Annotated in this window: 10 protein-coding genes; 8 read left to right on the forward strand and 2 right to left on the reverse strand. The window is 34.8% G+C overall.

What is annotated here, in order from left to right; genetic code table 11:
• Window positions 1–130 precede the first annotated feature (130 nt).
• The 7 genes from HX049_RS08245 (at window position 131) to HX049_RS08275 (ending at window position 8,554) form a co-directional block, all read left to right on the forward strand.
• On the forward strand, window positions 131–2,563 hold the full coding sequence (locus HX049_RS08245; RefSeq protein WP_286415346.1) for a TonB-dependent receptor: 2,433 nt from the start codon (window positions 131–133) through the stop codon (window positions 2,561–2,563).
• Window positions 2,564–2,642: 79 nt separating this feature from the next.
• On the forward strand, window positions 2,643–3,791 hold the full coding sequence (locus HX049_RS08250) for a PepSY-associated TM helix domain-containing protein (protein WP_286415349.1): 1,149 nt from the start codon (window positions 2,643–2,645) through the stop codon (window positions 3,789–3,791).
• A 79-nt stretch (window positions 3,792–3,870) separates the two neighbouring features.
• On the forward strand, window positions 3,871–4,281 hold the full coding sequence (locus HX049_RS08255) for a BrxA/BrxB family bacilliredoxin (protein WP_286415351.1): 411 nt from the start codon (window positions 3,871–3,873) through the stop codon (window positions 4,279–4,281).
• Window positions 4,282–4,494: 213 nt separating this feature from the next.
• The gene (locus HX049_RS08260; RefSeq protein ID WP_286415353.1) at window positions 4,495–5,226 is read left to right on the forward strand and encodes a lysophospholipid acyltransferase family protein; all 732 of its coding nucleotides are present in this window, start codon (window positions 4,495–4,497) and stop codon (window positions 5,224–5,226) included.
• An 85-nt stretch (window positions 5,227–5,311) separates the two neighbouring features.
• Window positions 5,312–6,310: an acyl-ACP desaturase gene (locus tag HX049_RS08265; protein ID WP_006259895.1), complete on the forward strand. Its 999-nt coding sequence runs from the start codon at window positions 5,312–5,314 to the stop codon at window positions 6,308–6,310.
• A 23-nt stretch (window positions 6,311–6,333) separates the two neighbouring features.
• A complete protein-coding gene (locus tag HX049_RS08270; RefSeq protein ID WP_286415354.1) occupies window positions 6,334–6,984 on the forward strand; it encodes an HD domain-containing protein in 651 nt (216 codons plus the stop codon).
• A 169-nt stretch (window positions 6,985–7,153) separates the two neighbouring features.
• The gene (locus HX049_RS08275; RefSeq protein WP_286415355.1) at window positions 7,154–8,554 is read left to right on the forward strand and encodes an SLC13 family permease; all 1,401 of its coding nucleotides are present in this window, start codon (window positions 7,154–7,156) and stop codon (window positions 8,552–8,554) included.
• 102 nt (window positions 8,555–8,656) lie between these two features.
• Here HX049_RS08275 and HX049_RS08280 read toward each other — a convergent pair whose 3' ends face one another.
• Entirely contained in the window at window positions 8,657–10,555 is a 1,899-nt protein-coding gene (locus HX049_RS08280) for an amidophosphoribosyltransferase (RefSeq protein ID WP_286415357.1), read from the reverse strand.
• 59 nt (window positions 10,556–10,614) lie between these two features.
• The gene (locus HX049_RS08285; protein ID WP_286415359.1) at window positions 10,615–11,544 is read right to left on the reverse strand and encodes a PfkB family carbohydrate kinase; all 930 of its coding nucleotides are present in this window, start codon (window positions 11,542–11,544) and stop codon (window positions 10,615–10,617) included.
• A 768-nt stretch (window positions 11,545–12,312) separates the two neighbouring features.
• On the opposite strand from HX049_RS08285, the gene HX049_RS08290 reads away from it, so the two are divergent.
• The gene (locus HX049_RS08290; RefSeq protein ID WP_286415361.1) at window positions 12,313–13,158 is read left to right on the forward strand and encodes a hypothetical protein; all 846 of its coding nucleotides are present in this window, start codon (window positions 12,313–12,315) and stop codon (window positions 13,156–13,158) included.
• Window positions 13,159–13,164: the final 6 nt, after the last annotated feature.

Genomic DNA, 13,164 nt, shown 5'->3' on the forward strand with positions numbered 1-13,164 from the left:
TATAGGTTTTGTAAGGATTATACTTATTTGGTATAGAGTTATTTAAAAAAAGTCTTAATAAGGTTTGTTTCTTATTTAGAATCATTTTATTTTTGCACTTGTTAAATGAGTCTAAATAACATAATAAAGTATGAGATTAATCAATACTCTTTTGTTTACTATTGGTGGGGTAATAGTAAGTATAGCACAAACGTCGACAATTAAAGGACGTGTTGTGGATGAAACTAATAAACCAATTCCTTTTGCAACAGTTTTTGTAGGGGAAGGAAATGTGGCTACACAAGCTGGTGAGAATGGAGAGTTTAAACTTGTTGATGTACCTAGAGGTAAAGCTCTAGTAAAAGCGTCTTCAGTTGGTTTTGTTGATGCTCAACGTGAATTAAATGTTGCAAAAACGGATGAAGTACTTAACTTCGTTCTATCTTCAGATAGTCAGTTAAATAATATTACTGTTTATGGTAGAAGTAATAAGGATGTAAAAAAACTACAATATTTAACTAGACTTCCATTAGGATTACAAGACCAAGTTCAGTCTATTAGTATTGTATCAGGACATATTATTAAAGAACAAGGGGCATTAACTATTACTGACGCTGCACGTAACGTAGCTGGTGTGGTACAGTTCTCTAACTATGGTGGGCCTGCTGAGAGTATGTCTATTCGTGGATTTAGAGGTACTCCTGTATTACGTAATGGTGTAGGTATGGACTCTGACTTTAGAACAGCATCAGCTATGGCTGATATGCAAGGAGTAGAAAGTGTTGAGGTAATAAAAGGATCAGCAGCTGTATTACAAGGAATTGGTAATGGTCTTGGAGCTGCGGGTGGTGTTATTAACTTAGTTACTAAAACACCTAATTTTCAAAATAAAAGAGAAGTTAGCTTCCGTACAGGAAGTTATGGACATGTGAGACCTGCTTTTGATATTGAACAAGTATTAGATAAAAAAGAAACTGTATCATTCCGTTTGAACGCTGCTTATGAGAGAAATGATGGGTGGAGAACGCATACTGGAAATGATCACTTCTATATTAACCCATCGTTAGCTTGGAAAATAGATGATAAAACCAAATTAACTGTTGAGATGGATTATTTATCTGGGGATTATACACCAGATAGAGGAACTGTAAATTTAGCACCTGATTATGTTGAAGCATTATATAAAATGCCTCACAATAAATTCTTAGGATTTAAAGGAGATAATCAGAGTATTAAAATGCAGAATTATGTTGCTCGTTTTGAGAGACAACTTACAGATAAGTTGACATTCAGAACTTCATATACTGCTTCTATTTATAATGAAGATAGTCGTACTACAAGTGTTGGTACAGTGAAGAAAAAGAATGATATTACTGATTGGAATGACTTCCAAAATATTAGACGTACTGTGTCTAGAGGTGAGACAGGGGATTATAACTCAGTATTCCAAGCTGATTTAGTTGGAAAAGATATCTTTACAGGAGTTCTTAAACATACATTCCAAATAGGGTTTGACTATAGACAGACAAAAACGAATAGTGGAAGTGTAACAGGACAAGTATGGGGGAAAGACAAAAATGGTAATCCTGCTTTAGTAAATTATACTAATGATATAAATGTTTTAGGACCGATTGACAATACATTCCCAGAGGACATTATCTTTGGTGATATTAATAAAACTAGAACGATGAGTCCAACTATTGGATTTATGGTACAAGATTACGTTGCAATTGGTGATAAGTTAAGTGCAATGTTAGGAGTGCGTTATAGTAGATTAAATGGAAGCACTACTGAGAATGCTACTATTGATCGTTGGAATCCTATCTTTGGTTTAATTTTTAAACCTCAAGAGAATATTAGTACATTTATTTCATACACTACAACTTCAAGCTTAAGACAGTCTAATAAGCTTATTCATGGAGGAGGTACAGCTGGTGCTTCAGATACTAAACAAGTTGAGTTTGGTTTTAAATCTAATTGGTATAATGATCGTTTAGGAGTTAACTTTAGCTATTTTATGATTAATCAAGATAATTTATTAGCTCCTTATATTGATCCTATTACTAATGAACAATCTAAAACAGAAAGTATCTTAGTAGGTAGTTTAAAACGTAGTGGCTTTGAGTTGGAAGTTAATGGTAAAATTACTAATAACTTAGAAGTGATGTTAGGATATGCTAACTTAGACGCTAGATATAAAGATAGCCCTAACTATGTAGATGGTTCTGCTCCAATGAATGCTCCAGAACATGTGGCTAATGGATGGGTTAATTATAAGTTTAATGACGGTAAATTAAATGGACTTTCATTAGGATTAGGAGTTTATTATGTTGGTCAAAGACCAGTTAATGAATATGCTAGAACTGCTGATGGACATGGTTCAAATGTAAATAAACGTCCATTTGATATGCCAAGTTATATCACAGCTAATGGACAGATATCTTATACATATAAGAATGCTACTTTAGGAGTTTATATGAATAATATATTTAATGAGTTAGGTTACACTTCATATTATAGAGGAGGATACATCAATGAGATTGCACCTAGAAATTTTGCAGCTCAATTAACTTATAGATTCTAATTATAACAGTTGAATTAGTAGACAAAAACACGACTTTACTCGCAGAGTAGAGTCGTGTTTTGTGATTATAGACCTTTTTATGAAGACAAAAAAGAAGAGCACCTTTCGAAAATTAATGAACGACTTACATTTATGGCTTGGTATAGCTAGTTCATTAATACTATTTGTGGTATGTCTAACAGGGACAATCTATACTTTTAAAAGTGAGATTCAGAAACTGTTAGCACCAGACATGTATAAGTTGACTGTTGTTAAGGATAAGGTATTATCTATTGATGAGATGAAGGCTTATGTTGAATCCACTTATCAAGGAACAGTACAACGTGTAAGTATAAGCCATAAGAAGGATGCTCCTTATGTGTTTTCAGTAAGTTTTGCGGAGAAAGAGAAGAAGAACGAAACGGTATATCTTAACCCATATACAAATGAAGTAGTAGGCAGTGGTAGAGGACCTGCAGACGAATTTTTTATGACTGTATTTAAGCTACACAGATGGTTGTTGTTAGAGAGTGAGATAGGGCGTCCTATAGTTGGAATAGCGACTATTATTTTTGTTTTTTTGTCTGTTTCGGGATTGATTCTTTGGTTGCCAAAGAAAATAAAAGGATGGAAGAGCTTTAAACCTGGCTTTAAGATTAAATTTAATGCAAATTGGAAACGTATTAATCACGACTTGCATAATACACTTGGTTTTTATACTCTTATTATTGTGTTGATTATGTCTTTGACAGGACTGTGTTGGTCTTTCGAGTGGTATAGAGATGGGTTGAGTAAAGTGTTAGGGACAAAGGTATTCGGTGGGCGCAACGAGGTCAAACCTGAATCAGTTGTTCAAGATGATAAAACGATTAGCCTAGCTCAAGCGATTGATATTGCAAATAAAGAACTTCCTTTTACGGCTAGGACTATTACGATATCTATACCTAAAGATTCTGTAGGGAGTTATGAAATAAACAAGAATGACTTAGCACGTTTTAATGAGACTGTGACTGACAGAGTGTTTATAGATCAGTATTCAGGAGATATTATTAAACAAGATCTGTTTAATGATAAGAGTGTAGGAGAGAAGATAGCTAGTTCTATTCGTGCTCTACACTTTGGAGATATTTATGGAATGTTTTCTAAGGTTATTTACTTCATTGTCTGTTTGATAGCTACAAGTTTGCCGATAACAGGTATTTTTATCTGGATAAATAAGATGAAGAAGGGGACTTCTAATAAAGTATAACATTTCTTTATAATTCAGATGTTTTTATGTTTAATAAAAAATGTAACTTTGCTTTATAACCTAATTTTAGATTTATATTATGTATCCAGAAGAAATAGTAAAACCGATGCGTCAAGAATTAGTTGATGCAGGATTTGAATCATTACATACAGGAGCTGATGTAGAAGAAGCTTTACAAAAAGAAGGGACTACATTAGTAGTTGTAAACTCAGTATGTGGATGCGCTGCACGTAATGCACGTCCAGCAGCAGTAATGAGTTTAGGAGGAGAGAAAAAACCTACTAATGTGATCACTGTATTCGCAGGAGTAGATAAAGAGGCAGTAGATGTTGCTCGTCAGCACATGTTCCCATTCCCTCCATCATCTCCTTCTATGGCTTTGTTTAAAAATGGTGAATTAGTTCACATGTTAGAGAGACATCACATTGAAGGAAATACTGCTGATGCTATAGCAGAGAACTTAATGGATGCTTATAAAGAATTTTGTTAAGAATCAAGACCACCTTTTGGTGGTCTTTTTTTTGTCCTTTCTTCACTATTATAGTGTTACTTGATTCTGTCTAATTTGTTTAGAAATAACTTTTAAGAGAATACTTTTAATACAAATTCCTAGATATAATACCTTATATAAGAGTTAATTTGCGAGGTATGTTTATTGTTGTATATATGTTTAAGTGTATATTTGCGATAAACTAATCGATTAATGCAAAAAATAATATCATATCCTATATCTATACTATTTGTGATTATTATGCTAATAGTATTATGTGTATTTCACGCATTACAGTGGATTGCATTCAACCTGTTTGGATATAAAGCTCATAATGTTACTGTTAATGGACTTGTATGGTGGCTAATGGCCTGTACAGGTATCCTTGGTACGAGTTATAAGTTCCGTCAAGAAGAAGAACTTCCTACAGATCGTCCGATCATATTTGTTTCTAATCACCAGAGTATGTTTGATATTCCGATGATTATTTGGTTTTTTAGAAAGAATCACCCAAAGTTTGTTAGTAAGAAAGAACTAGGAAAAGGTTTCCCTAGTGTATCATATAATCTTAACCATGGAGGTTCTGTATTGATAGACCGTAAGGATGCTAAGCAAGCATTAACAGCTATTAAAGGATTAGGACAATATATCACTAAGCATAACCGATCTGCAGTCATCTTTCCAGAAGGAACACGTAGTAGAGATGGTAAGCTGAAGAGGTTTTCTGAGAATGGAGTTAAAATGCTTTGTAAGTTTGCGCCTGATGCATTAGTTGTACCTTTGACTATTAATAATTCTTGGAAGATATTCCGTTTTGGAAACTTCCCTTATGGATTAGGAGCGAGAATAAGCTTATATGCTCATCAACCTTTTGCTGTGAAAGATTACTCTTTTGAGGAAATTATTCAGAGGTGTGAAGACAAGATTAAATCAAAAATAGAATAGAATAAAATTCTAAATATAAACTAGCCTTTTGCTACTGTCAAGCAAACTAAACCAAGAAGTAGTATAGAGGCATAAACATAATTGTATGTCTATAAAGAATGTTCGCCTAGAAGTAATGCAATTCTTAGAAAAGAATATTGATAGCTTCGTAGAGAGTTATCTGATCCCCGTAGAGAAAATATGGCAACCATCAGACCTATTACCAGATTCAGAAGGTGAAAACTTTTTGGAAGAAGTAAAGGAATTAAGAGAATACGCTAAAGAATTACCTTATGATTTTTGGGTTGTTTTAGTAGGTGATACTATCACTGAAGAGGCATTACCAACGTATGAATCATGGTTAATGGATGTAGAAGGAGTCAACCAAAAAGATGGTGAAGGTGGTAATGGATGGGCTAAATGGTTACGTCACTGGACTGGTGAAGAGAACCGTCATGGAGACCTTCTTAATAAGTACCTATATTTATCTGGTAGAGTAGATATGAAAGAGATAGAGATTACTACTCATCACTTGATTAATGATGGTTTTGATCCAGGTACTGATAGAGACCCTTATAAGAACTTTGTATTTACGAGTTTCCAAGAGTTAGCGACTTATATTTCTCATAACCGTGTAGCTAAATTAGCGAAGCAGTATGGAGACCATAAGTTGTCTAAGATCTGTAGATTGATTGCAGGAGATGAGATGAGACATCACCATGCATATAGTGAGTTTGTTGACCGTATCTTTAAAGTAGATCCTAGCGAGATGTTATTAGCATTTGTGGATATGATGAAGAGAAAGATCACGATGCCAGCTAACTTAATCCGTGAATCAGGAGGTAAGATGGGAGATGCTTTTGAGCTGTTCTCTGATTCTGCACAGCGAATAGGTGTTTATACAGCGCATGATTATATCGATATTATGCAGAAATTAATTGACCGTTGGCAAGTAGCAGAGTTGAATAATCTTACTGATGATGCAGAGAAAGCAAGAGATTATCTAATGAAGTTGCCAGCGCGTATGGCTAGAGTAGCTGACCGTATGACCATCGGTAAAGAAGAACACATATTTAAGTGGGTTAAACCAGCCCTTATTAAATAATAAAACAATACAATACAATAGATATGGACAAGCGTATAGATCAAGTCATCCTTTATGTAAAGAAAGAGTTACAGCAAGCTGAGAGCGGTCACGACTGGTTCCACATTGAACGAGTTTATAAGAATGCTTTAAACATCGTAGAAGGAGAGGGAGAAGTGAATCTAGAAATAGTGAAGTTAATAGCCCTACTACACGATATAGCAGATAGTAAATTTCACAATGGAGATGAGACAGTAGGCCCAATTAAAGCTAGAGTATTACTAGAAAACTTAGGATATGATGAAGATACTATTGTACATGTTGTAAAAGGAATTGAAAATATATCTTTTAAAGGAGGTAACTTTAATCAAGCTTTTCGTTCTAAAGAATTAGATATTGTACAAGACGCAGATCGATTAGATGCTATCGGTGCTATTGGTATCGCTAGAACATTTAATTACGGAGGGTATAAGAATAATTTGATTCACGACCCTAGTATTGATCCTAAGATTGGAATGTCTAAAGAAGAGTATAAGAAGAACGTTGGAACTACGATTAATCACTTCTATGAGAAATTACTTCGTTTAAAGGATCTAATGAATACCGAAACAGGAAAACAATTAGCAGAAGGAAGACATCGCTTTATGGAGTCTTTTCTTAGCCAGTTCTACGATGAGTGGGAAGGTAATGCTTAGTACGTTTTATAAGAATAAGAAGAAGCCATTCGTATGAATGGCTTTTTTTATGCCTTCTAAAGAGATTATTTCTGATAGAAATCAAATAATAAAGCGTTTTTCTATCTAATAGGTATTGTAAATTTATTTTTTTGTTAACTTTAGTTAAAATTATTAAACACGACTGAATATGCGTTTAGACTATGAGCATGAAAATCGACCATTAAAATCGAAGAGAAATTACCTTATTATCTTTTTTAATGTTATTGCGTTATTACTTCTTATCAACTATTTACCATACGAACCACAAGTTAATAAAGGATTAGCTCTTTTAGTCTTTGTAGCTGTGTTATGGTTGACAGAGGCGATACATGTGACCACCACAGCCGTGTTTGTACCTGTGCTTGCCATAGGACTTGGATTGACGGATACTAAGCCTGCTTTAGCCTCTTTTGCAGATCCTACTATATTTCTATTTTTAGGAGGTTTCGTATTAGCAGGAGCGCTGCATGTGCAGAAATTAGATATGATTATAGCCAATAAGATTATGTACCTCGCTAAAGGAAGATTGTCTTATGCTGTGTTTTATCTCTTTATAGCTACAGCCGTATTATCGATGTGGATTAGTAATACTGCTACAGTAGCGATGATGCTACCATTAGTGATAGGAGTATTAGGTCAGTTAGATAAAGACCAGTATAGAAGTACCTATGTGTTTGTACTCTTAGGTATAGCGTATAGTGCTAGTATCGGAGGGATGGGAACAGTAGTAGGTAGCCCACCTAATGCTATCGTAGCTTCTCAGTTAAATATTTCTTTTGCAGAGTGGATGAAGATGGGGATTCCTATGGTCTTGATATTATTACCACTGATGATAGGGGTGATTTACTTTGTGTTCAAACCTAAGCTAGACTTTGAATTTAAAGCTAATACAGAGAGAATTCCAATGACTTCTGATAGATGGCTAACATTAGCTATATTTATTACTACAGCACTGTGTTGGATCTTTAGTGATCAGTTAAATCCACTAGTAGCTTCCTTAGTAGGCTTTGAAAGTAAGTTTAGTAATTTTGACACTTTTATTGCCTTAGGAGCATTTATGTTGATCTGTGTGAGTCAGGTTTCTAGATGGAAAGAGTTACAGCACAATGTAGATTGGGGAGTTCTTCTTTTATTTGGAGGAGGTTTGACTTTGAGTATGGTACTTAGAGATTCTGGCGCAAGTGAAGTTTTAGCAGACTTATTAGTATCAGTGATTCGTGATAGTAGTTATTTCACTATTGGGCTAGTAGTATCGTTCTTTATTGTATTCTTGACAGAGTTTACTTCTAATACAGCTAGTGCTGCCTTGTTAGTCCCTTTGTTTATTACGATATCAGACCAGTTAGGATTACCACCATTAGGATTGTCTATGATTATAGGTCTAGGAGCCTCATGTGCCTTTATGTTGCCTGTTGCTACTCCACCTAATGCCATTGTATTTGGTACAGGTGATATTCGTCAGAAGGATATGATGAAAGCAGGTTTTGTATTGAATATTATCTGTGCGGTATTAATTGCTATTATCGCGTACTTCTTTTGGTTACAATAACTAATATAAGTTATATTATATAAAGTAAAAGGGCTGTTATCTTTTGATAACAGCCCTTTTATTATTTAGTCTCTTGTGATGAGATATGCTTTATTTTATATTCTAGTATGGTTTTTCGTCTCTTCCTTCGTAGAAGTTGATAAAAGCTCTATTTACGACTCTATTTCCTCCTTTAGTAGGATAATCACCAGTGAAGTACCAGTCTCCTAAATTCTTAGGACAAGCGATATGTAAGTTCTCTACAGACTGGAATACAATCTTAACTTCAGACTTTATATTCACATCTTTTACCATTACAGCGATCTTATTAGAAATCTCTTCATCTGTAAATGGTGCATAGATATCTTTTACATAGTTAATGACTTCACTATCTTGTAAGTGCTCTTGTGCTTTAGACTTCTTATACACTTCATCTACGATATGATATAAGTTGCGCTCTTTTAATAGCTCTATAGCAGCTTGGAAAGCGATTAATCCCTCTAGCTTAGCCATATCGATACCATAGCAGTCAGGGTATCTCACCTGTGGAGCAGCAGATACCACCACGATACGCTTAGGGTTAAGTCTATCTAGCATGCGGATAATACTCTTTTTAAGTGTAGTACCACGTACGATACTATCATCGATGATCACTAAGTTATCAGTAGGTTTAATCACACCATAAGTCACATCGTATACGTGTGCTACTAAGTCATCGCGACTACTGTCATCTGTGATGAATGTTCTCAGTTTAGCATCTTTTACAGCGATCTTCTCTGTTCTTAGTTTTACAGATAAGATCTCTTGTAACTTCGCTTCAGATAAGTCTTCTTTATTCTTTAGAATATCACTTATTTTACGTTGATTAAGGAAGTCTTGTGCTCCTTCTACCATCCCGAAGAATGATGTCTCAGAAGTATTCGGGATATAAGAGAACACAGAGTTATCTGTATCATCTCCGATCGCTTTTAATACCTCAGGGAAGATTAGCTTACCTAAATCTTTTCGCTCTTGGTATATATCTGCATCATTTCCTCTAGAGAAATACACTCTCTCAAAAGAACATGCTTTAAGAGGAAGTGGCTCTAAGATTTGTTCAAATTTTACTGAAGCATCTTTGCGGATAATGATAGCCTTACCAGGATCTAATTCTTTAATCTCTTCGAATGGTACATTGAATGCAGTCTGTATCACAGGTCTTTCACTAGCTACTACCACGATCTCATCATTCTCGAAGTAGAATGCAGGGCGTATACCAGCAGGGTCACGTAATACGAATGTATCACCATGTCCGATCATACCAGCCATCGCAAAACCTCCATCCCAGTTCTTAGAAGCACGGCGTAAGATACGCGCTACATCTAGACGTTCTCCGATTAGTGGAGAAGCTTTCTTTTTAGTATATCCTTCTTGTTTTATTTTATAGTATAAGTCATTTACTTCATCATCTAAGAAGTGCCCTATCTTCTCCATTACTGTAATGGTATCAGACATTTCTTTAGGATGTTGACCTAGTTCTACTAAGTCTTGGAATAAATCACGTACGTTAGTCAGGTTGAAGTTACCCGCTACGATTAGGTTTCTGTGCATCCAGTTATTCTGGCGCAAGAATGGGTGAACACTCTCGATATTGTTCTTTCCGAATGTTCCATATCTTACGTGACCTAAGAAAACTTCACCTATATAAGGAATATGTTTTTTCTGAAGATCTACGTTGTTTTGGTATTCAGGGTGTGCTTCCATTTCTTCATTGATACGCTCATTGATCTGCATGAAGATATCCTGAATAGGTTGTGCTTTGTTTGAACGAACACGACTAATGTATCGCTCACCAGGTTCCATATCAAGTTTAATACTTGCTAGTCCAGCTCCATCTTGTCCTCGGTTGTGCTGTTTTTCTAGTAATAGATACATCTTTTGTATCGGGTAGAAAGCACTTCCATACTTCTCTTTGTAGTAGGATAACGGTTTTTTTAGTCTTAGAACCGCTATACCGCATTCGTGTTTTAAAGCGTCGCTCATGTTAGTTGTGTGTTGTTGTTGAATAAAAAAAGCCCCATAACGAGGCTTATAATTTTACATTATTGTTTTAATTCGATATCGAATTGAGTTAACATTTTAAATTGTTGTAGTCTTCCCACCACTTCTTTGTCGTTTAATTTTTCCATCCTTGATGTTCCAAATTCTTCTACACAGAATGATGCAAGATTCGAGCCATATATGATAGCATTCTTCATATTTCTGAACGAAACATTGCTGCTCTGTGTCAAATAACCTGTAAAACCACCTGCAAAAGTATCTCCAGCTCCTGTCGGATCGAACACTTCTTTTAACGGTAATGCAGGTGCGAAAAATACGTCTTTATCTTCAAATAATAAAGCACCATGTTCACCTTTTTTAATCACAACGTATTTTGGTCCCATGGTATGAATAACTTCAGCAGCTTTCACTAGAGAATATTCTCCAGATAGCTGACGTGCCTCTTCATCATTGATAGTGATAACATCGATTCTCTTTAGCACTTCCTTTAATTCATCTAGCGCACAATTCATCCAAAAATTCATGGTGTCTAGAACGATAAGTTTAGGTTTAGCGGTTAATTGATCTAATACTTTGATCTGAATGTTTGGATGAAGATTACCTAACATTACTACATCAGATTCTTTAAAATCTTCTGGTACGATAGGATTAAAGTCAGCCAATACATTAAGCTGTGTATCTAAAGTATCTCTAGAGTTTAGATCGTTATGGTATCTACCACTCCAGAAGAAGGTTTTACCATCTTTTACTACTTCTATTCCAGTAGTGTCAATGTTTCTACTATTTAAAAGATCCAAGTGTTCTTGTGGAAAATCATTTCCAACTACAGACACTATAGCTGATTTAATATTAAAGTGTGAGGCAGACAATCCGATGTATGTCGCTGCACCACCTAATATCTTGTCTGTTTTTCCGAATGGAGTTTCTATTTCATCAAAGGCCACCGTCCCCACTATCAGTAATTTATTCATATTTTTTGCAAAGAAATAAGCTACAAATATATGGCAATACTCTTTTTACTACCAAATTTAAAAGCTATAATTAACTATTTTGCTAACACTGAGTGTTTTAGTATAGATTGTTGTTTTTAACGCAATTATCTAGTACTTAGTCAGTATTATTCTATAAAAGGATGATTATATCACCTTTATCAGATATGGTTATTTAACACGGAATTAAATAATTATAAAGTCTTTTCTCTGAAGCTTATTTCACTTCTTTTTTAGAAACTACCCGATGCATAATACAGTGTGCAAAGGAGTCTATACACTAGCTTAAAGATAGTGAAATAATCATAATGGACACATTATAAAAACACTTAAATACTTCTTGCTTCAAGAGTGCTACAACACCTATTCAAGATTCCTTCAACAAAAGCCTTGTTAGCTAGAGCAATATTGGAGAAATGTTGAAGAAGTGTTGAAGGAATTGCTTCGATTGCTTATAAATACTAAGATTAGAGTGTGTTAAGGCTTATTGAGTGATTTGATTGATTTTGTGTTAATATGTTGGTAACTAGCTTTTTGTGTTTATTTTGTTGACAAATTAGGTATAAAAAAGAGTGCCGTTTTTTCTGCTAAAAGAGGATGAATACCCCATAATCTCATCAAAAAACAGAAATAAGGAGTTGTAGTTCGTCTTTTATAGGTCTAAAAAGTGTTTTTTAAGGGGATAGAATAGAAAAAAGAGAAATGTTTTTTAGATTTACGATAACGAACTAACTAATAACCTTATTAATTATGAAGAAGAGCTTAATGCTTTTAATAATGTGTGCTATGGGAACTCTCGCTAGTGCTCAGGTGCGTATTCCTTTTAGACTGACTAAGTATAATAATGTAATACTAAAGACAGTCGTGAATCAGAAGGATAGCCTAGACCTAATGTTTCAGGTAGCGATGGATGATGGCGCTATCTCGCCTGTGCGTGTGAATAAGGTAGAGCATATCATTTTTGATAAAGAAGATTATAGCGCTTCTAATACAGTAGAGATTAGTGGGCATGTGTGGGATGGTATTTCCTTTGTAGATAAGCAGTATAGCGGATCAGAGTCAGATGGTAAGATCGGTATGGCGTTGTTTAAAGATAGTGTATTAGAGATAAATTATGATAAGGAGGAGTTGGTGTCTTATGCAAGTATGCCTAGTGTAGAGGGATATCAGTCTGTTTCTGTTCATTATCGCAATGGTGCTATGTTTATCGATATGCTGAGTGAGATAGCTGGGCAGGAGTATGTACATTCTTTTTATCTTCAGTCTGGTTATTCGGGAGGGATTCTATACGATGACAAATTTGCGGAGGAGAATAGGTTAAAAGACAAATTAGTTACTATAGATCATAAAGAATTAAAGAACTCAGCAGGCAAAAGTGTGATTACGAATACTGCTGAGGTGACTAAAGTAAGTTTAGGTAGTGCTGAACTACAGCAGGTGAGAGTGGCGTACTTCTCAGGAGAATTAAAGAATCAACCTTTTAGTTTATTTGGAGCAGATATGATGAAACGTTTTAATTGGATTATTAATGCAGAGAGAACTAGGGCTTGGATAAAGCCGAGTAAGCATTATAAGGATGAATTTATAAAACTATAGAAGAAT

The organism is Myroides odoratimimus, from assembly GCF_030326305.1.
Classification (GTDB): Bacteria; Bacteroidota; Bacteroidia; order Flavobacteriales; family Flavobacteriaceae; genus Flavobacterium; species Flavobacterium odoratimimum_A.

Coding starts and splice junctions, on each gene's coding strand:
- HX049_RS08245 (WP_286415346.1), top strand. CDS start 131: ATGAGATTAATCAATACTCTTTTGTTTACTATTGGTGGGGTAATAGTA.
- HX049_RS08250 (WP_286415349.1), top strand. CDS start 2,643: ATGAAGACAAAAAAGAAGAGCACCTTTCGAAAATTAATGAACGACTTA.
- HX049_RS08255 (WP_286415351.1), top strand. CDS start 3,871: ATGTATCCAGAAGAAATAGTAAAACCGATGCGTCAAGAATTAGTTGAT.
- HX049_RS08260 (WP_286415353.1), top strand. CDS start 4,495: ATGCAAAAAATAATATCATATCCTATATCTATACTATTTGTGATTATT.
- HX049_RS08265 (WP_006259895.1), top strand. CDS start 5,312: ATGTCTATAAAGAATGTTCGCCTAGAAGTAATGCAATTCTTAGAAAAG.
- HX049_RS08270 (WP_286415354.1), top strand. CDS start 6,334: ATGGACAAGCGTATAGATCAAGTCATCCTTTATGTAAAGAAAGAGTTA.
- HX049_RS08275 (WP_286415355.1), top strand. CDS start 7,154: ATGCGTTTAGACTATGAGCATGAAAATCGACCATTAAAATCGAAGAGA.
- HX049_RS08280 (WP_286415357.1), bottom strand. CDS start 10,555: ATGAGCGACGCTTTAAAACACGAATGCGGTATAGCGGTTCTAAGACTA.
- HX049_RS08285 (WP_286415359.1), bottom strand. CDS start 11,544: ATGAATAAATTACTGATAGTGGGGACGGTGGCCTTTGATGAAATAGAA.
- HX049_RS08290 (WP_286415361.1), top strand. CDS start 12,313: ATGAAGAAGAGCTTAATGCTTTTAATAATGTGTGCTATGGGAACTCTC.